The following is a 20216-nucleotide window of genomic DNA, read 5'->3' as shown; positions in this document are numbered from 1 at the left end:
CGCATGATCCACGCTGGCCGAGATCGTCGCCGTGCCGACGCCCTCGTTCACCGTCACGTCGTTCAACGTCACCGTGGTCGGATCGATGGTGTCCTTGATCGTGACCGTGGCGTGGCCGTAGGTCGTGATGTTGNACGCCAGTGGTCTGACCATCGAGGATCGTGATGGTCGCGCCGTTGCTCAAGCTCAGCACGAGGTTGCTGCCCTGCGGTGCATGGTCCACGCTGGCCGAGATCGTCGCCGTGCCGACGCCCTCGTTCACCGTGACGTCGTTCAACGTCACCTTGGTCGGGTCGCTGTCGTCGGTGACCACGAACGACACCGTCGATGCCGACGTATCGCCGTCGCCATCGGTCACGGTGTACGTGAAATTCGCCGGCCCGCCGGTCTTGTGGACGTCATCGGGCTGCGCAACGAACTTGTAGGCACCGTCCGCGGTGACCTGGAGACTGCCATGGGCGATCGAGATGGCCTGGGAATACCCGTCATTGCCAAACGACAGAGTTACCCCGTTGATCTCAGTGACGGTCGCACCGTCCGCGCCCGGATCGAAATCGAGCTGCCCCGTGACCGGCGCGGACCCTTCGAGGACGTTCTGCGGCGCCTCCGCAAAGGCGTGCGGACCGTCGTCCTGGAAATTGATGTGAAGCCCGGCGGGCGAAACCGCATGGGCGGTATCGCCGTCACCGTCGGTCGCGGTGGCCGAGATGTATACGAGGCCGTTCGTGATCGAGACCTCGTCGTCATGGGCAGCAGGCGTCGAGCCATCGACATTGTGCGCGATCGCCGCAAATTGTGCGACCCACAGATGCCCGTCGGTGTCGACGTAGAGCGCGAACACCTTCTCGCCGGTCTGGACGTTGTTGCTGTCGACGCCCCAGACGATGTTCGGATTGGTGGAATCCGTGAACAGGAAGATGTCGTGGTTGCCGGCCGTGGTGTTCAGCCCGGAATCCTGGCCGGTGAATCCACCACCGGTGGAATTTGTCAGTTGATAGGACACACCTCCGGCCGGGCCCGGTCCATCCGTGCCGAAATCGGGCGTCGTGAACAGAGTGTTGGCGGCACCGGTCGACTCGGCGTAGCCGAGAACCGTACCGATCTGGGCGCCGGCAATCGCGGCCGTGAGCACGCTCGGGGCTGTCGCGGGATCGACGTCATTTTCCGGGTTCGGGCCGGATTGCGGAGCGAATCCCGCGCTCTCGTCATGGGTGACGCTGAGCGTGGCGGGGGCGCACACCACGGACGAGATGCCGCTCACCGAGAACGGATGACCAACGTTCGTCTCTTGCGGATCGTTCGGGTCGACCGGAAGGGTCGGAGCGCCGTTTGGCGTGCTCGAGAAGGCGACGTTGTCGTAGTTGGAGATGACGAGACGATTGAAGTCGTCGGTCGTGTCGACCGTGACGGTTGCACCCTCGTTCAGGCCGACGATGACGACGCCGACAAGCGTGTTGCCGTCATAGACCGGAATCTTGGTGTAGCTGGCGTCGCCGGTGACGGTGACGTCGTTCAGCGTGATCGGCAGCGGGTTGCCATCATCGGTGAAGTCGTTGTTGTTATTGGCGTTGAAGACCTGGACGAAGACCGTCGCCGTGTTGCTCGGATTGCCCTGGATCTGTTGGATCGTGAACGAGGCCGCATCAACCTCATAGTGCCCGTTATAGGCGAAGCTATTGGCAGGGAACGTGACGTTGTTGACGAAGTCGAGCCGCAGGATTTCCGCAGGCTGGTCGTTGCCGCCGTTGACCTCATGGCCCTCGATCGACTGGTTGCCGACGCCGATATCGCTCCCTGTCGTATTGATCGTGTTCGCGTTCGAGCCCTTGCCCTGACCGACGCCGGACAACAGCACGTCCTGGTCGCTCGGACCGTCGAGACCGCGCTCGTCAACGTTGCCCGCCTTGATGCCGACATAGGTGAGCGGCGTATCGACGCAATCCTCCGAAGCGGAGATGGTCGGACCGGAATCGTCGATGGAGACGATGGAATGGCCGTTGTCGACGAGAGTCGCGGTGGCCGATTTCGTGACATGGTCACCATCGCCGTCGGTCACCGTCACGGTCAGCTTCACGCCGACGCTCTGGCCGGCAATCGCCGTCAGCAACGAGATCGACTCGTCGAACAGCGAGGGATTCTCGGGCAACCGGGACCCGGCAGGCTCCGACGCATCGTGATCGATCGGCAGGAATTGATCGACCACGAGCTGGGCCGTCGCCGGATCCGCCGAGCTCAGAGAGACGCGCAGGACGACGAAATCATCGCCCGTGGACTGCGTATCGTGGCCAACGCGGCCGACGATCTGGCCACCCTCGAGTGTCAGCCAGACCGTCCGATGGTCCACCGACGTGCCGTCGAGCGGGCTACCAGCCAGCGCCGTGGCAACGAGGTTGGTCTTGATCCCGCCCACTTCGGGCGCGCCGGTCAGGACAAGGCTCAGCGCCGACGCAACGGGATTGACCAGTGCGGGGCCATCGGCCCCGTAATCGATCACCGCATTCGTGAACAAGGGGGCCAGCAGCCCCGCGCCCGTCATCAGCTCGCCGATCTGGGCCGTCGAGGTCGCGTCCGTCGTGAACGTGACGGTGGCGTTGCCGGTGTCGTCGGCGATTCCGTTCGGCGTTCCACCGCCCGACTCGCCCTCGCCGAGGTTGTATTGATCCGGCAGCGACCCGTCATGGCCGATCGTCTCGTCCAGATTCAGTGCGAGCGCGACAAATTCCGGTGTGGTCACGTCGGTGCCGATCGTCAGCGCCGGACCGTCGTCGTTGAAGTGGATCCTGCTCGAAATATCCGCGGACGCGGACGCGGTGTCGCCATCGCCATCCTTGATCGTCACGACGGCCGAGATCGAGCCCGCGGCCAGCGAGGCCGGATCGTTCGGATTGGACGCATCGGAGTGATGCAGCGAGAGATATTCGACCACCGAGACCTTGCCGGTGACCGGATCGATCGCGACCGCAAAGGCGGTCTTGCCGCTCAGGTCGGGATAAACATTGTCCTGGCCCACCGTGCCGATCACCCGGCCGGCAAGATCCTGCGACAAGGTGATCTCCGTTCCGTCCGTCAAGGTCACCCCGGACGTGGACGATTTCAGCTCGAGCGAATAGGTGATCGCCGCAGTCGGATCGGGGCCGTCGACGCCAAAATACGGCAGGATGCTCAGGGCTGCGCCGCTGCTGGTCGCGTAGGCGAGCACCGGCCCGGGCTTATCCGGATCATCGCCGGGATTCTGCACGTCCGCAAAGATCTGCAACGGGCCAGTAACGTCGTTCGCCTGGTTGCCCGGGGTCTCGTCCGCCGTCACCCCGAAATTGCGCGACACCGTCGCCGCCACCAGCGGGCCGTCGTCCTCGAACTGGATATCACCGCCAATGTTGGCGGACGCCGACGCGTGATCGCCGTCGCCGTCGGTGACCGTCACGGTCGCCTTGACCTGGCCGAGGGCGTTTGCCAGCGAGACCGCCTCATCGATATCGCCGCCGATATCGGCGCTGTCATGGTGAAGCGAAACATACTGGACGACGGACACCTTGCCGCTCACCGCGTCGATCGCAATCGCAAACGCGGCCGGATCGTTGGTGCCGGTCACGTCATTGCCGGGATCGCCCCCGTCGTAGCGACCGACGATCAGGCCGTTCTCGAGGAACAGGAAGATCTCCTTCCCTTCCGTCGTGGTGAGCATCGCATCGACCGGGCCGGTCGTGCTCTGGCCCTGCGCGTCGGTCAGTGTCAGCGAGAAGACCTGGGCGCCCGTCTTGGCCGCGCCGTCGGTGCCGTAGTCCACATTGTCGATGGTGAGCGCGGCGACGTTGCTCTGCGCATACCCGATCGGAAGGCCGAAGAGAACCTGCGGGTCGTGTCCGGGATTGCTGACGCCGTTGAAGACGGGCGTGAACAGAATGTCATTGTCGTCGCCGAACGGCGGGCTCTGCAGCAGCAGGGTCTCGTCGTGGACGACCTGGAAGGCCGAATTGGCGGAAACCGAGACCGCGGGGCCGTCATCCTGGAAGCTGATGCTGGAGTCCTGGGTGCCCACGATCTCGATCGTGGCCGAGGACGTCGCCGTGTCATTGTCGCCGTCGGTGATGGTCGCGGTCAGCGTAACGCCGAGGCTCGCGCCCTCACCGACCAGGTTGAGGAACTGCGTCGAATCGAAATTATTGAGGTCCGCGCCATGGTCGATCGCCATGTACTGGTCGACGACGAGCTGGCCTCCCGAGAGGCTGCCCGCGTTGTCCAGCGTGATGCGGATCGCGATCGGGCCGTTCGGATCGGCGCCGACATGACCCACGATCTCGGTGTCGCTGACCTTGAACAGATAGATCGTGTCGTCGGAGTAGGTGTGGTTCGGATCCGTCACCTTCAACGTGGTGGCGATGCCGCCGCTCTCCGTTTCCTTGGCGCTCGACAGCGCGAACGAATAGGCATAGTCGGTCGACTTCTCGCCGTCGGTGCCGGCAATCTTGGTGACGTCGAACAGCGCCTCCAGTTCGCCCTTCACGTCGCCTTCGCCGGCCGCCGTCTTCAGCTCGCCGATCGGATTGGTGCCGGTCGGATCCGGGGCCGTGTTGCCTGAGACGTCGTCGACGGTTCCGTCAGGAAGACCGTTGGCGCCGCGATCGCCGCCGATCGACTCGTCGAGCGACAGCGTCGCGAGATGGGCCGACCCCTCCTCCGGCTGCTGCACCGTCACGTCAATCGACGGGCCGTCATCCTGGAAGCCGATGCTCGACTGTTGGGGCCCCGCGATCACGATCGTGGCCGAGGACGTCGCCGTGTCATTGTCGCCGTCGGTGATGGTCGCGGTCAGCGTAATGCCGAGGCTCGCGCCCTCACCGACCAGGTTGAGGAACTGCGTCGAATCGAAATTATTGAGGTCCGCGCCGTGGTCGATCGCCATGTACTGGTCGACGACGAGCTGGCCTCCCGAAAGGCTGCCTGCGTTGTCCAGCGTGATGCGGATCGCGATCGGGCCGTTCGGATCGGCGCCGACATGGCCCACGATCTCGGTGTCGCTGACCTTGAAGAGGTAGATCGTGTCGTCGGAGTAGGTGTGGTTCGGGTCCGTCACCTTCAACGTGGTGGCGATGCCGCCGCTCTCCGTTACTTTGGCGCCCGAGAGCGCGAACGAATAGGCATAATCGGTCGACTTCTCGGTGTCCGTGCCACCATCCTTGACGACATTGAACAGAGCTGCCAGATCGCCGGGGCTTTCGACATTGCCGACATCGGTCTTCATCGTGCCGATCGGATGGGTGCCGGTCGGGTCCGGACTCGTATTGCCCGAGACGTCGTCGAATGTTCCGTCCGGGAAGCCGTTCGCGCCGCGGTCACCGCCGATCGATTCGTCCAGCGACAAGGTTGCAAGGCGCGTGGGTCCTTCGCCTCCGTCATCCACCGTGACCAGGATCGTCGGACCATCGTCGAGAAATGACACGCCGAGCGAACCGGTCGACACCGCAGTCGCCGTGTTGCCGGAGCCGTCGGTCACCGTCTGCTGCACGAAAACGACATCGCCAAGATGCGCGCCTTCGCTCGTGTCAGGCTCGGACGCCGTGCCGTGCTTGATGGCTTCATACTGGGCCACGTCAAGCTTCAGCGTCGCCGGATCGAGGTAGAGCTGGAAGGCGACTGCACCGTTCGGATCGGCGACGCCGCCGGCGCCCTCACGTCCGACGACCAGACTGCCCTCGGTGAACAGGAAGATTTCATTGCCGGTGACCGTGGCCTGCAGACCGGAATCGGCGCCGGCGAATGCCGCGCCGGTAGAGGTCGTCAGCGCATAGACGATCGTTCCGGTCCCGCCGATGCCGAAGCCGGCGCTCGACGACGCGATCTCCGAAACGGCGCTTTGGGCCCATCCGATCAGTCCGACGGCGGAGAAGACTGCGGGCAGCCCAGCATTGGGCTGATCGTTCGCACCGTTCAGAATCTGGACATCGACGGTTTCATCGTGGATGACGACCGTACCGGAGAGCGTAAAGGCTGCGCTCGGCGCAGTCGTTGCGGGCAGTCCGGCGAAAGTCTCCGGATTGAGGACCAAATTGCCGAGCTGTTCCTGCCCGAGCAGGTCCAACGGATTGCCGGCGTTCAAGGGATCGACCGCAGCATTGGAGAAGTTGGCGCCGCTGCCCTGGGCGTTGCCGTTGCCATCACCGGCCGCAGGAAGCACGGACTGGTCGGTGGTGATCGGGAAGAGGCTCGCGAATTCCTGCACGTTGACGTCGCGCCCGGGCGCCAGCTCGATGGAGAGCAGGTGCTGATCGTCGTGACGGGAATCGAAGACCGGATCGACCGTGATCGTCGATTTGTTGTCGAACAGAATGATCAGCTTCTCGCCGACATGAACGAGCGTGATCTTTTCGTTGGCTATTGCGGAGAAATCGAGCTTGACCTTCTGATCAAATCCGAGATGTACGACCACCGCCTGATCTGTTAGCGGCTTTGCCAGAGTGAATGTTCGAACTGGAGTTGTGTTGGTCGGAATAGCTGCGCCGGTAGCCTGCGCTACCTGAAATTGTGCGTTCATAAATCTGCCCCTGCCGAAACACTGTGCAGTTCAAATCAAGTCTGTAGAAAGCAATTCGAAAAATTTCGCTATTAAGCTATTGTTAACCGAGGCTGGGGTCAACGAAATCAACTAGTTAACGAAGGGTTTTTGGTGCGCCGTGGTAAATTGGCTAATCGGTACACACAGCGTCGAAAAAGCATTTAAATTGAGCATCTTGCAACGAATTGACCGGGAAAACGCGGCGAGCGGGAGACCACCAATGCGGGTATTATTGTCCGCGGCCATCGTAATGTTGTCTGGGTTCGTCGCGCCGGCCTTGGCCGAGGACGCATCGTCTCCCGTCGAGCGAACGGTCAAATCCGCCCCCAATAAGGACACGCGAGTCGGCGTCTTCATCAACGTACTACCCGATTGCACGTCGGGTCCCCTGCCGACGATCCGCCTGGTCAATGCGCCCGCATCCGGGAAGGTGACGGTCAAGTCGGCGAAGGTGAAAGCCACGAACTACAAGTCATGCCTCGCGCTGGAAGTGCCGGCCTATGTCGCGTTCTACAAGTCGCAGCCCGACTTCATCGGCGACGACGTTCTGACGATCGAGGTCAAATATGCCGGCGGCCGGACGGAAATTCAGAAGATCACGGTCAACGTTGTAGGCCCCGGAGCGCAGCAGAAGATCTAGGCGCGTAGCCTCTTCACGGGGGCCGATGGGAGCGTTCCTGGACGAGCGGCGCTGGGCCTACCACAGGGAGCAGGCCCAGTTGGCGCCGGTCTACACCAAGTGAAGGTCCGTGCTTGAAGCGATCGGATTGCCGGTCAGCCGAGCGATGCCGATCAAGCCGTCGGCCATCTTGCCATTCATTGCGGTTTGACGCTGTTGGTGATTTTTGCTCTGCTAGCCGGTGATTTTAAGAATCCATTGGGGGCAACGATGCGCAATTTGATGGCCAAAGGTCTCGCGGCAGCCATTGTTATGGGAGGCGGCCTGGCCGGCAATCCCGGCGCAGCCACCGCCGCCGACATGGCGCTGCGGGCTTCACCAGGCTCGATCGGCAGCTGCTCGGAACTCGTCTTCAGCTGCGAGAACGGCAGGCAGTACCCCCTGTGCCCGATCGCGGTGTCCGTTGCCGGTGAGGTTGTGACGGCATCGCTGCATACGGGCCACTCCGGCGGCGTGCGTGTGCGCCTGGTCCCGATGGGAGTCGGATATCGCTATGCCGGTCCCGGCGTCTGGGTCGACGGCTTCCGCGGCAATGCCTTGCTCAATTTCGGCAAGCACAGCCAGATCGCCTGCACGATCGAGAACTACTGATCGATAGGACCGGGCGGCGCCTCCGCAAGGCGCGCCGCGCATCGGCCCCGCCCGTCACCCCTTCGCGCGAACGACCACCGCCCGCGCTCGCGGGTACATGTAAGCCTTGGGACGGACGTAGACCGGACAATAATTGTCCCACTGGTATTGCTGCCAATTCCATTTCCAGCAGCCGGCCTCGATCTCGGGATCGGGATACCAGTTCAGGCGATACGGTTCATCGCCGAAAGGGTACGGCCTCACCTGAGCGCTGGCGGGCGGTGCGTACAAACAGACGACAGTTGCGATCGCAACAAGACATGACTTGTACATGACTTTCTCCGAATATGTCGGCATAGTGTCAAACCGATAGGTTGGGATCAAGCTCGGTCGTCCCGGCACTCCCCTCCTCGGCCGGCGGCCGGCCCCGATGCCACGAGGCCATTCGCCTGGCGCCCGGGCCTCTTTGGAAGTTGTCGACCGGACGCGCCGATCGCGAGCGTTCAGAGCATTGCATTCGAAGTGATTTACCCGCTAGCCCTACGACACAAGCTTGTTCATGAAACAATCTATTTCCCTCAATGCGAAGCTTCGGTGGCCGGATGTCAAGGACCACTACGTCGTCATCTATGAGGGGCATGTGATCGGCAACGTCCATCGGTCCGGAGACAGCTGGGCCTGGTCGATCAGCGTCCCCATGGGCTTGCCTGATTGGTCGGTCGGGAATGCATCCAGTCTGCACGAAGGCATCAAGACACTCGGTAACGCCTGGGCCGGCATATTGAAGTCGACAAGCGCCGAGCGCCTGCAGCGGGCATGGGATCTCGAACGAGCTGCGGAGAGCCGAAACACCGGCTTCGCATCCAGCATCTAGCTGCGGCCCGCATCGACCTGCCCAAGCGCAGCGTTTATTAGCGGCCAGAAGTCCTGTATAATGCTCGCGAGGAGGGATCGCGATGAAGGCTTTCATCCTTGCCTGTGTTGCGACGATCGTAATCACGGTGGCTGGAGTTGCCGTGCTCGACAGCATACAGCAACCCGTCGCAGAAGCCTTTGCGACGACGGGCGTGCGTCTTTAAGCAATGCTCGTCAGCTCTATTCGGCTGCGGACGCAGCATGGCGAGGCCGCGGCTGAGAATCGTTCGGGTCGCTCCGTGCCAACTCCTGCTCGAGCCACAGGCTATGGTGCTCGCGCGCCCAGTTGACATCCACCTCACCTGATCCCATCGCCTCGAAAGCCCCCTCCATCCCGATTGTGCCGATGTAGATGTGCGCGAGCATCGCGGCGATAAACAGCACGGCCACGACGGAGTGAACGATCTGGGCAATCTGCATGCCCTCGATTCCCGTCGCATAGAATGGGAACATGAGCTGATACCCGGTCGCGGCGACGAGGCCACCGCCGATCACAACAATCCAGTAGATCCCCTTTTGCCCCGCGTTGAAGCGGCGAGCCGGCGGATGATCGTGACCGATCAGGCCGCCTCCGCGCTTGATCCACTCCAGATCCAGCTTGTTGGGGATATTGCCGCCGATCCACATCAGAAAGATCAGCACGACGCCAATCGTGAAGGGAAAGCTCAGGTAATTGTGCGCGAATTTCGCCCATTGCGACCATTCGGAGAAGGCGTCAAATCCGATCAGCGGAAGCAGCAGCGGACGCCCGAACGTGATGTTCAGCCCCGAGATCGCCAGGATCACGAAGCAGGTCGCGGTCATCCAGTGCACGAAGCGCTCAAAGGTGTTGAACCGTACGATGGTGCGGCCGGATCGACCGCTTTCGAGGCGGATCATCCCACGTGCCAAATAGAAGATCACCAGCACCGCCAGCATGCCGAGCACAGCAACGCCGCCGATCCACCGCAGCACGACGTTGCGGAATTCACGCCACTCGCGGCCAGCAGGTTGTATCAGCACGCTGGAGCGCTGGTCGGGGATGCTGACGCGTCCCTGGATCCGGTCCATCTCCTGCAGCAACTGGCGCTCGTTGACCGAGCTCGCCGTCGGATTGATCGGCTGGGCCAGCGACGGTGCCGGAGCTGCCATGATCAACAGAAGCAACGCCCACGCGCCGATGGCTGGTCGAATGAACCTTGCAAACGAGGACATGGACTCCTCCCCGGCATTTGTGCCGCGTCGCCCGCGGCCTGCTTCAGGACTCGATCGTCTCGCGATAGGCGGTCTTCCAGCCCCACGCTCCTGAGCCGTAGCCGCGCTTCAGCACGCGCTCCCGATAGATCTGGGCGATGATCTCGCCGTCGCCGGCGAGCAGCGACTTGGTCGAGCACATCTCGGCACACAGCGGCAGCTTGCCCTCGGCCAGGCGGTTCGCACCGTATTTCTCGTATTCCTCCTTGCTGCCATCGGCCTCGGGGCCGCCGGCGCAATAGGTACATTTGTCCATTTTCCCGCGCGAGCCGAAATTGCCGACCTTCGGATATTGCGGCGCGCCGAACGGACAGGCGTAGAAGCAGTAGCCGCAGCCGATGCAGAGATCCTTGGAGTGCAGGACCACGCCATCGGCGGTGGTATAGAAACAGTTCACCGGGCACACGGCCGCGCACGGCGCATCCGTACAGTGCATGCAAGCCATCGAGACCGATCGTTCGCCCGGCTTGCCATCGGCGATGGTGACGACCCTGCGGCGGTTGATACCCCAGGGGACCTCGTGCTCATTCTTGCAGGCCGTGACGCAGGCGTTGCACTCGATGCAACGGTCGGCGTCGCAGAGAAACTTCATACGTGCCATCGTCGTTGCTCCTTATGCCGCCGCGATCTGGCAGAGAGTGACCTTGGCCTCTTGCATATTCGTCGCGGGATCGTATCCGTAGGTGGTGATCGTGTTGGCGCTTTCACCAAGCACGATCGGGTCGGTGCCCTTCGGGTAGTTGCCGCGGAGATCCTTGCCCGCAAGCCAGCCACCGAAGTGGAAGGGCATCCAGGCGACCCCCTTGCCGACGCGCTCGGTGACGAGCGCCTTCATCCTCGCCCGGGAATTGTTCTCGGCACCCGTGACCCAAACCCAGCCGCCGTCCTTGACGCCGCGCTCGGCGGCGTCGGCGGGATTGATCTCGATGAACATGTCCTGCTGCAATTCGGCGAGCCACGGGTTGGTCCGGGTCTCCTCGCCGCCGCCCTCATATTCGACCAGACGGCCGGACGACAGGATCAGCGGGAACTGTTTTGCAATTCCCTTCTCCACCGCAGCCTTCTGCACGGAGAAGCCGATATTGGGCATCCGGAACTGCTTGGCGTCGGGCAGCGTCGGATATTTGGCGACGAGATCGACGCGCGGCGTGTAGATCGGCTCGCGGTGAACCGGGATGGGATCGGGCAAGCCGAAGGCATTCATGCGCGCCTTGCCGTTGCCATAGGGAACGCAGCCATGCGCTAGCGCGACGCGCTGGATGCCGCCCGACAGGTCGAGCGACCACGACACCGCGTCCGGAGTGGCGGGGTTGACCTTGTTGATCACGGCCATTTCCGCTTCGGTGAGATCGGTGTCCCAGCCGAGCTTCTTCAAACTCGCGAGCGTGAATTCCGGATAGCCGTCCTGGATTCCCGACCCCAGCGAGTATGAGCCGTCCGCGAGCAGGCTCACCTTGCGCGTCGTGCCGTCCGGCAGCTTCTCCTCGCGCTCGATGCCGAACCGCGGCCGGAACGTGCCGCCGCCATCCATCACATGCAGATTGGTATTGTAGAGCAGCGGCGTTCCGGGATGCTTGACCTCCGGTGATCCCCAGCATGGCCAGGGCAGACCGTAATAGTCGCCGCCGACCTCGGGATCGTCCTTCGGCGCCCGCATCGTCAGCATGTCGAACTTCGCCTGGTTCTTCATGTGCGCCTTGAGACGCTCGGGCGATTGCCCGCAATAGCCGGTCGACCAGCTGCCGCGGTTCATCTCGCGAAGGACATCCTCTGCTTCAGGAAGATTGTTCTCGACCTTGATATTCTTGAACATCTGGTCGGCGAAGCCGAACTTCTTGGCCAGGCGGTAGATGATTTCGAGATCATCCTTCGACTCGAACACCGGCTTCACGATCTGCTCGCCCCATTGCAGCGAGCGGTTGGAGGCGACGCGCGAGCCCTTGCACTCGAATTGGGTGGCGACCGGGAGAATGTAGATGCCATCCTTGCGCCCCGCCTCGACTGCCAGCGAGGCCCAAGTCGTCGGATGCGGATCGGCGATAACGAGCAGCTCCAGCGCCTTCAGGCCATTGAGGGATTCAGGGATACGGGTGATGCTGTTGGAGGCGTGTCCCTGCACGAACACCGCCTTCACGCTGTCCTTCTGCGCGACCTGATCCTTCGGCAGCGTCACTGCCTCGAACCAGCGGGTCAGCGGAATGCCGGGGGTTTCCATGATCTGCTTGGAATCGAACCGCGACTTCAGGAAGTCATAGTCGACCTCCCAAACCCGCGACCAATGCTTCCAGGCACCCTCGGCGAGGCCGTAGTAGAACGGCAGCGTGACGATATCGAGCCCGACGTCGGTCGCGCCCTGCACGTTGTCGTGGCCGCGGAAAATGTTGGCGCCCATGCCCGCGCCGCCGACATTGCCGGTCATCAGCAGCAGGATGCAACTGGCACGCACGTTGGCGGTGCCGACGGTCTTCTGGGTCTGGCCCATGGCCCAGATCAGCGTGGCCGGCTTTTCGGTGGCAAACATCTTGGCGACGCGCTTGAGCTGCTCGCCGGGAATACCGGTGACGCGCTCGACTTCTTCCGGATTCCACTTTTCCACTTCCTTGCGGAGATCGTCGAACCCGTAGACACGCTGCCGGATGAACTCCTTGTCCTCCCAGCCGTTCTGGAGGATGTGCCACATCATGCCGTAAAGCACGGGGATGTCGGTGCCCGGCCGCATCCGCACATATTCCGTCGCGTGCGCGGCGGTGCGCGTCAGGCGCGGGTCGATGACGACGAAGTTGGCCTTTTGCAGTTCCTTGCCCTCGAGCAGGTGCTGCAGCGAGACCGGATGCGCCTCTGCCGGATTGCCGCCCAGGATGACCTGCGTCTTCGCATTGCGGATATCATTGTAGCTGTTGGTCATCGCGCCGTAGCCCCAGGTGTTGGCGACGCCGGTGACGGTGGTCGAATGGCAGATGCGGGCCTGGTGATCGGTGTTGTTGGTTCCCCAGAATGCGCCGAGCTTGCGGAACAGGTAGGCGCCTTCATTGGTCATCTTGGCCGAGCCAAGCCAATAGACGGAATCGGGGCCCGACTTCTCACGTACGGTTTGAAGTTTGTCGCCGATTTCGTTGATTGCGGTATCCCAGGACACGCGGGTCCACTGGCCGCCGACGAGCTTCATCGGATAGCGCAGCCGTCGCTCGCTGTGCACGAGCTCGCGCACGGATGCGCCCTTGGCACAATGCGAGCCGCGATTGATCGGAGAATCCCAGCTCGGTTCCTGGCCGATCCATACCCCGTTCAGGACCTCGGCTGTCACCGTGCACCCAACCGAGCAATGCGTGCAGATGCTCTTGCGGACGCTCGCACCTGCGGTGAGCGGACCAGCCATCGCCGCCTCCGCCTTGCGCACGCCGCCGACCGGCAGCGTGCCGAGCGCGGCGAGCGCGCCGCCGGCGAGACCGGATTTGCGCAAGAAGCTGCGGCGGTCGAGACCGCCGGCCTGCCCCGCAAGGGACTCGGCAACGGAACCATGGCGCAGGGAACGGTGGTTTGCTCGCTTGATCAGCACGGTCAACCTCCCTTGGCCGGATAACGATTGACGCGATAGAAGGCCTTGACGTGATCGGTTTCCTTGTAGCGCGCCTTTCGCTTCTCATCGTTGGTTTCGCTATCAGCCTGCGCGGACCCGACCAGCGGTGTCGCGAGCGTCGCGCCGGCGCCCACCGTGCCGGCGCCGACCTTGCGCAGGAAATCGCGGCGCCCGACTGTGGCTTTCCTCTCTTCACTCATCGCATCTCTCCTGGACCCGCCGGTGCAGGTCAGTTGGCGAACGTGAATGCTTCCGTCTCGATCTCGATAAAGGCGCGACCGAGCGCGCCGACCGCACGATAGAAGACGGCGCTCTCCGCGCCCTCGATGTCGGCGAACAGCCGCCCTATCCAGGGCCCGACGTGTTTGTCAAAGAATGCGCGCTGCGCCTCGAACGACGCAGGGAAGCGGCCTCCCGCGAAACCTGCCATGATCTCGCACAGGACGGCGGCGTGATCTTCCGGCTCGAAATTATTCGCGGCGCGCGCGATCCCGGACGCGGCGAGATCGGCGCGCAGGCGCGACAGCGGTCGCTCGTTGAGAAATCCCGTCAGATAGTAGGAGGCATAGGGCAAGAGCTCGCCGCGGCCGAGACCGACGAACAGATCGAAATATTCGCGTTCGGCCTGCGCTGCGACTGTATTGGCGGCGGCCGCAGCCAGCTCGGCATGCGCGCGCCCGAGCGGCGTCGCATCACCGATCAATGCGGCCAGTTGATCGAGCAGCCTTCCTGACGGTGCTGCGGACAAGAGCGTCGCGAGCAGCAGATATTCCTGCGCACGCGCCGCATCGACGGGTTCAACCAGCTCTTCGGACAAAAGCGGCTCGCCGTACAGATCAGGCCGCAAGTCTTTGCGCGATACGCCGGTCGCCGCTTCGACCGCAATCACCCGTTGTGCGGGCACCTGGTTCCAGTTCGAAACGGAGGGTTGGCTAATGCCGATTTTGCGCGCAAGGCCAGCAACGCCGCCGGCGGCGCAAATGGCTCGCTCAAGGCCATCATCACGCACGTGGACCTCCCATCCAAGTCCCAGGTGCTGATTTTGCTTTTGCTACAAAGCGCTAGACGAAGCGTAGTCCCGGCCCAACGGAGGGTCAATCGCCTCCCATAGTCCGAGGCTATGGCCTTTCGTCGGAGAGCCCTAGCGGGGCAGCGCGCCGCCATGCGTGCGGCCGGGAGGCGACAGGTGTTCGCCTTCAGTGCTTTCGGCGACCGTTAGTTGCGCTGCAGCAGGAACAGGTGCAGGCGCGGCTTCTTCGGCGACGATCTCGACATTCGATTTCTCAACCTGGCGCAATTCCCGCGAAGAATCCGTGGCTTCAACCGGAGTCTCAGACAGCGTCTCGGCTGACTTGCTGAGGCCGCCGACGATTCTGTCCACGAACGCGGCCAGTTCTGCTTCCGAACAATCCAGCGGACCAAAGCCCGGCATCGCGGTCGGATCGTTGAAGTCCCACGCGCTTTCCGCAAGCCCCACGAAGTCGCGAATGGCGGGATCAGCGCTCCAGGCGCGACGAAGCGCCGCACGCGTCAGCTCCTGCGGAATCCCTTTGCGCAAGAACGCCGTGATGTCGGTCGCTGACGTGATCAAGTCGATCGAAGGCAGGCTCGAGAGGTCGAACTCCGCTTCGTCGTCCTTCGCGGCGGGCAGCAGCGCCGACTGCATGTCACCGCGCATTGCCGGATCCGATTGCGTCGGGTTCGCCTTTGCCTCCTGCTTGCGACGGGACCAGCGCGCCAGGAACCTGTCCTCACTCATTCGTGTCCGCCTTCATGCTGCCGGCGCGCCAGCGCCTCCGGATCGGCCTGCCGCCGCGTGCGTTTGAAGAACTCCCGTTCGACGTGGTACTCGGCAACGAAGCTTTCAATCCGCTCACGCAGCACTTCCGGCATGGGGACGGCCTCGACCAGATTCGCACCGGCCTCCGTGAACGCCTCGCCTTCCGCAGGATCGGCGGTGGCGGCAGTCACCGAATAGGGCCAGGTGCCTTCCGCAGGCGACAACACGATCCAGATGCTCGGACGACCCGTAGCAAGATTGTCGCGATAGCGCGCCGTCTCGGAACTGTAGAGATCGACCGTCGTGCTGCCGGCATAGAACAGCGTCGTCCCACCGCCCTCGTCACGGAGCACCGTCCAGGACTTCGTGTCCGGCCCGTCCGGCAGCACGGCGACAGCGCGCCAGACAAAGTCGGTCCACGGCGAGTCCGCCTTGTACCGCCCGACCACGATACCGACGGGGATGCGCACAAGCGGCAGCGCAGCCGGGCTCATGTCACCCTCTCCAGGTGTTTGATCGGCAGCCCCGTCAGCAAATTCTGCGGCTTCATCCGGAGCTTCTGATCGGAGTTCATCGACAGGAAGAGATAGACCGGCTCGCCCTGGATCTCGTCTGCGGCCGTATTCGGGTCTGCAAACGTCAGGCGGAACAATGAAAGCACGCGGCCGGCGCTGCGGTCGTCGAGTTGCTCGCCATGCCAGAGACGGTCGCCGAGCCTGGTCGCATCGGCGTCGAGCCCGACATACCAGGTGAGCCGCGCATCACGCAGTTCGCGCAGCGGCTCAATAAAGACGTCGATCCCGAGCAGATGAGAGATCCAGCGCGCCATCGCCTGCGCCAGCGCCCTCGGCCCGCGCCCTGCCGCGGTGAGATCGAAAGCCATGTCGAAATGGTCGCTTCGGTGCCAATAGTCGTCGGCGTTGCCCTCGCTCAAGACGTCCAGCTCGGCATCGGTCACGGCCCCCAGCATCGACATCAGCGAGAGCACCGGGGTCGGGCTCTGCCCACCGACGACCTCCTCATCGCCGAGCAGCAGGGCCCGCTCATGCGGCAGGATGCGCTGCGGGCGGAAGAACAGCTCGGCGGCGCGCAGCACGAACGGGTCATCGCAGCCATCCAGCGCATTGCGCAGGATGACATGCACGAGTTGATTGACGAACAGCGGCGGCAATCCGTTTCCCCCCGACCGGACGGTTGCAAGATAGGCGGCCTCCAGGGTCGGATGCCGCACCAGGAGATCGCGAACGGCAAGCACGAGCCGCCAGTTCTCCCGGGCATCCGCATCGACAATCGCTGCGATCTCGTCCGCACTGACCGCCCGGCGGGGAGCGGCAAGCAGTTCGCGGTGCAGCCGCCGCTCGACCGGGCACGCTTCGTCCGGCGGAATCAGCTCGGGCCGGACGAAATAGACCTTCAGGAACTCGTCGGTGACGCAAAGCCCCCCGCCCGCCTCGCGATCGAGCAGATGGTGGCCACATGCGATCCAGAAATCATTCATCGACGCTGCGGCTCCTGGCTCATATCGGCAAGCCTGACATTGCTGTCGGGTTCGACATCATCCTCGGCTTCCATGAACGAGAACGCCTTGCTGTGCCCCTGCCCTGGCCGCAGCTGCAGCCTGCGGAAGGATTCGCGGACTTCGCCGTCGCGCGCCGAGCGGTGGACGGCAATGAGCGAACTGATCGGATGCGTGCAGAGCGACCGCACAAAGGCAACCTCCTCTTCGGCGGCCGTCCGCGCGGTTGCCGGATCCGGCGCGCCGAAACGATCGATGAGTTGCCGGGCGAGGAGCTCGATCAGCGCCCGGCAATCGCTCTCCGTTGCCGGCACAATCTGCGCCAGCGTCGACCAGCCCCAGGACTGCACCCCGAGGAAGCCGCTGCGGAATGCCGCGCGCGCCTTGCCGCTCAACGCCGCCGGATCCTGGTCGCAGAAGCGGAACGCGCCGGAGACGGCCCATTCGCCGGGCTCTGCCGCCGCATCGAACACGAAGGTGTCGGAGGGATCGAGCGCGATGGTGCGGAGCAGCTTCACAGTCGCGGCCCTCCGAGCTTCGGATCGAGCCAGGATGGCTTGGCGAGCGCCTTGACGAGATCGCTCCGCTCGACCTTGCCGGTATCGACGCGGCGCGTGAGGAGATCGCCGCTCTCGTCGATGCTCAGGACGGTCCGCCGCTCGCGGGGAACCCGGCTGAGATAATCGCGTGCGACGCTGTCAAAACCATCGACCTGCCAACGATCGATCACCCGCATCAGGTGCCGTGCAAAACTCTCGGTCACCTGCGCGGCGCCTGCTTCGCCGAACCCCTCCTCGTCCAACGCGGACGCGAGCACCTGAACGCCGGGCCCCCGATCGGCCATTGCAACCGTCCGGATCATGGCGCCAAACACCAGCCAGGCGGGCGGCTCATCCTCGCGCGCGGACGATGGCCATCCCATCCGCCCCCCGCCGACCAACCCGCCGTCGATCTCGACGGAGCCGGGCCAGCCGATCGCAACCGTCTTGTTGGGCGGCGCATATTCGCGAAGAGCGTCGGTGAGCGCGACCATGCCGGCGTAGAAGGCGCGCCGCGCGGTACTCAAGAGCTCGCCTGGCTCGAGCACCACGGCGAATTCGGCGAGATCGAACCGCCCGACGCACACCAGCGTGCCGGCGCCGCGCTTTGGTGCAATGCCGCAAGCGTGGGCAAAGGCGTCTCCGCTCTCCCGCAACCGGACCAGCGTGAAGGGCGGCGGCAGTTGGATCGGTTCCACCAGGGAAACGTGGCTGGTTGGGGTCGACCGCAAGGCCGTCCTCCACTTTCCTTTTCTTCCCGATAGTGAAAATCTATACGAGGTGCAAGAATGGCGCGAGTCCGTAAGTCGGCGCCGCACTGGCGGAGGGATTCACCTGGAGCAGCCAGCGAAGACCGTCCTGATCTGCTCGTGTGAAGACACGATGCGCCTCGACACGGCCGCGATCCGGCGTGGGTGCCCCAACTGCGAGATCAGAAGCTTTCACCATCTCTGCGGCGCAGAGCTCGATCATTTCCGCAACGCGGCAAAGGCGGATGGCCCGCTGACAGTCGCCTGCACGCAGCAGGCTGCGCAATTCACCGACGAGGTTGGCGATCGCCCTGGCGGGATCACCTTCGTCAACATCCGCGAGACGGCGGGCTGGTCGCGCGACGGTGCGAACGCGGGCGCGAAGATGGCGGCACTGCTTGCGGCGGCGGCAATTCCCGCACCGGACTTTCCGCTGGTCACATTGTCGAGTGACGGCATCATCCTGATCTATGGGCGAGACGAGGCCGCGATCGAAGCCGGGCGGCTGCTCGCAGACCATCTCGATGTCACGGTCATGCTCAAGCAGCCGACCGACGTTACGCCGCCTGCCGCGGCATTGTTTCCGATCGTAAAGGGCACGATCCGCAACGCACGGGGACATTTTGGTGCCTTCGAGCTCACGATCGACGACTACGCGCAACCCCACCCCTCTTCGCGCGACCGCTTCGTGTTCGGTGCCCCGCGCAACGGGGCGACCTCGCGCTGCGATCTGGTGCTCGACCTCTCCGGCGAGCCACCGCTGTTTCCGGCGCACGACCTGCGGGACGGCTATCTCCGCGCCGATCCGAGAAATCCGGCGGCGGTGCTGCGCGCGGTGCTTGCCGCTCGCGATCTCGTCGGACGTTTCGACAAGCCGAGATATGTCGACTTCACGCCCAGCCTCTGCGCGCATTCGCGCTCGAAGCTGATCGGATGCCATCGCTGCCTGGATCTTTGCCCGACCGGTGCAATTACGCCGGACGGCGACCATGTCGCTGTCAACGCAGAGGTCTGCGCAGGTTGTGGGCAATGCGCGGCCGCCTGCCCCACAGGAGCTGCATCCTACGCGCTGCCGCCCGCCGACACCCAGTTGCAGATCCTTCGCGCCATGTTGCTCGCCTATCGCGAAGCTGGCGGTACGCATCCTGTGCTGCTGCTGCATGACGGCCCTCACGGCACGCCGCTGATCGATGCGCTCGCCCGTCACGGCGACGGATTGCCAGCCAACGTGCTTCCCCTCGCCGTCAACGAGTTGACGCAGGTCGGCCTGGAGGCCGTTATCGGCGCATTCGCGTATGGCGCGGCAGCCGTCCGGTTTTTCCTGCGCGCCAAGCCGCGACACGGTGTGACCGGATTGTTGCAGACGATCGTCATGGCCAAGACCATTCTCGCCGGGCTCGGATTCGAGGGCAGCCGCGTGACCACGATCGAAACCGACGATCCCGACACGCTGGCTGACCAACTGACGGGGATTGGTCCCCTCGCCGGCCTCGATATTCCTGCGACTTTCCGGACGGTCGGCAAGCGCGGCGATCTGCTTCGCTTTGGCCTCAGTGAATTGCATCGCCTCGCGCCCAAGCCGGTCGACGTGATCGCCTTGCCCGAGGGCGCACCGATCGGTGCGATCACTGTTGACACCGGCGGTTGCACGCTGTGCCTGTCCTGTGTTTCGGTCTGCCCGACCGGCGCACTTCGCGCCGATCCCGAGCGTCCCGTCCTCAAATTCGTGGAGGACGCCTGCGTGCAGTGCGGTTTGTGCCAGAGCACCTGTCCTGAGAAGGTCATCACGCTCACCCCGCAGATCGACTTCCGGGCACGGCGCGCGCCGGCGCAAGTGATCAAGGAAGAAGAACCGGCCCTGTGTGTCCGCTGCGGCACGCCCTTCGGCGTGAAGAGCACGATCGATCGGATCGCGACGAAGCTCGAGGGGCACCATTGGATGTATCCCACCGGGGATCGCCGGACCGAGGCCTTGCGGATGTGCGCCGATTGTCGCGTCATTGTCATGAGCGAACAGCAGTTCGATCCGATCCAGGACGTTCCGGAACGCGCGCCGCCACGGACGACGGATGACTATCTGCGTCAACGTGGGAACAAGGAATAGC

The 20216-nt window shown here is 63.7% G+C and carries 17 protein-coding genes; 5 read left to right on the top strand and 12 right to left on the bottom strand.

Annotated elements, in window-relative coordinates; genetic code table 11:
* The coding region (locus XI08_RS02895) for a DUF5801 repeats-in-toxin domain-containing protein (protein ID WP_442869754.1) at positions 1-6532 on the bottom strand (6532 nt) is incomplete at its 3' end.
* Between the two features lie 241 nt (positions 6533-6773).
* Here XI08_RS02895 and XI08_RS02890 point away from each other — a divergent pair.
* The gene (locus tag XI08_RS02890; protein ID WP_271573285.1) at positions 6774-7193 is read left to right on the top strand and encodes a hypothetical protein; all 420 of its coding nucleotides are present in this window, start codon (positions 6774-6776) and stop codon (positions 7191-7193) included.
* A 249-nt stretch (positions 7194-7442) separates the two neighbouring features.
* Entirely contained in the window at positions 7443-7823 is a 381-nt protein-coding gene (locus XI08_RS02885) for a hypothetical protein (protein WP_027549133.1), read from the top strand.
* A 54-nt stretch (positions 7824-7877) separates the two neighbouring features.
* Here the strand turns inward: XI08_RS02885 and XI08_RS02880 are convergent, their stop codons facing one another.
* Positions 7878-8066 (bottom strand): hypothetical protein, encoded by a 189-nt coding sequence (locus XI08_RS02880; RefSeq protein ID WP_271573284.1) that lies wholly within the window; start codon positions 8064-8066, stop codon positions 7878-7880.
* Between the two features lie 289 nt (positions 8067-8355).
* Here XI08_RS02880 and XI08_RS02875 point away from each other — a divergent pair, with 289 nt between their 5' ends.
* Positions 8356-8676, top strand: a complete 321-nt coding sequence (locus XI08_RS02875; RefSeq protein WP_271573283.1) for a hypothetical protein — start codon at positions 8356-8358, stop codon at positions 8674-8676.
* An 82-nt stretch (positions 8677-8758) separates the two neighbouring features.
* Positions 8759-8881 (top strand): hypothetical protein, encoded by a 123-nt coding sequence (locus XI08_RS02870; protein WP_256374928.1) that lies wholly within the window; start codon positions 8759-8761, stop codon positions 8879-8881.
* 16 nt (positions 8882-8897) lie between these two features.
* On the opposite strand, the gene XI08_RS02865 is transcribed toward XI08_RS02870, so the two are convergent.
* From XI08_RS02865 to XI08_RS02820, 10 genes are all read right to left on the bottom strand, one after another.
* Positions 8898-9911: a formate dehydrogenase subunit gamma gene (locus tag XI08_RS02865; protein ID WP_271573282.1), complete on the bottom strand. Its 1014-nt coding sequence runs from the start codon at positions 9909-9911 to the stop codon at positions 8898-8900.
* Between the two features lie 43 nt (positions 9912-9954).
* Positions 9955-10551 (bottom strand): formate dehydrogenase FDH3 subunit beta, encoded by a 597-nt coding sequence (fdh3B, locus tag XI08_RS02860; protein WP_026192595.1) that lies wholly within the window; start codon positions 10549-10551, stop codon positions 9955-9957.
* 12 nt (positions 10552-10563) lie between these two features.
* Positions 10564-13506 (bottom strand): formate dehydrogenase subunit alpha, encoded by a 2943-nt coding sequence (locus XI08_RS02855; RefSeq protein ID WP_271573281.1) that lies wholly within the window; start codon positions 13504-13506, stop codon positions 10564-10566.
* Positions 13507-13508: 2 nt separating this feature from the next.
* Positions 13509-13727: a twin-arginine translocation signal domain-containing protein gene (locus tag XI08_RS02850; RefSeq protein ID WP_135174366.1), complete on the bottom strand. Its 219-nt coding sequence runs from the start codon at positions 13725-13727 to the stop codon at positions 13509-13511.
* Between the two features lie 29 nt (positions 13728-13756).
* Positions 13757-14536 (bottom strand): molecular chaperone TorD family protein, encoded by a 780-nt coding sequence (locus XI08_RS02845; protein ID WP_271573280.1) that lies wholly within the window; start codon positions 14534-14536, stop codon positions 13757-13759.
* Between the two features lie 132 nt (positions 14537-14668).
* Entirely contained in the window at positions 14669-15286 is a 618-nt protein-coding gene (locus tag XI08_RS02840; protein WP_271573279.1) for a DUF3306 domain-containing protein, read from the bottom strand.
* Complete coding sequence (locus tag XI08_RS02835; protein ID WP_271573278.1) at positions 15283-15801, bottom strand: DUF3305 domain-containing protein; 519 nt, start codon at positions 15799-15801, stop codon at positions 15283-15285. Before XI08_RS02835 ends, XI08_RS02840 begins: the two co-directional genes overlap by 4 nt.
* Positions 15798-16805, bottom strand: coding sequence for a DUF6352 family protein (locus tag XI08_RS02830; RefSeq protein WP_271573277.1), 1008 nt, complete (start codon positions 16803-16805; stop codon positions 15798-15800). The genes XI08_RS02835 and XI08_RS02830 overlap by 4 nt, the downstream gene beginning before the upstream one ends.
* Positions 16802-17341 carry a DUF6505 family protein gene (locus XI08_RS02825; protein WP_027549124.1) on the bottom strand — a complete coding sequence of 180 codons (540 nt, stop codon included), beginning with the start codon at positions 17339-17341 and terminating at the stop codon, positions 16802-16804. Before XI08_RS02825 ends, XI08_RS02830 begins: the two co-directional genes overlap by 4 nt.
* On the bottom strand, positions 17338-18180 hold the full coding sequence (locus tag XI08_RS02820; RefSeq protein WP_271573276.1) for a biotin/lipoate--protein ligase family protein: 843 nt from the start codon (positions 18178-18180) through the stop codon (positions 17338-17340). The genes XI08_RS02825 and XI08_RS02820 overlap by 4 nt, the downstream gene beginning before the upstream one ends.
* Positions 18181-18244: 64 nt before the next feature.
* Between XI08_RS02820 and XI08_RS02815 the strand changes: the two genes are divergently transcribed.
* On the top strand, positions 18245-20215 hold the full coding sequence (locus tag XI08_RS02815) for a 4Fe-4S binding protein (RefSeq protein ID WP_271573275.1): 1971 nt from the start codon (positions 18245-18247) through the stop codon (positions 20213-20215).
* Position 20216: the final 1 nt, after the last annotated feature.

The organism is Bradyrhizobium sp. CCBAU 11361 (assembly GCF_028128935.1).
GTDB classification, from domain to species: domain Bacteria; phylum Pseudomonadota; class Alphaproteobacteria; order Rhizobiales; family Xanthobacteraceae; genus Bradyrhizobium; species Bradyrhizobium niftali.
Note: the sequence above shows the minus strand (reverse complement) of the source record. Positions and strands in the feature narration are given on the sequence as shown.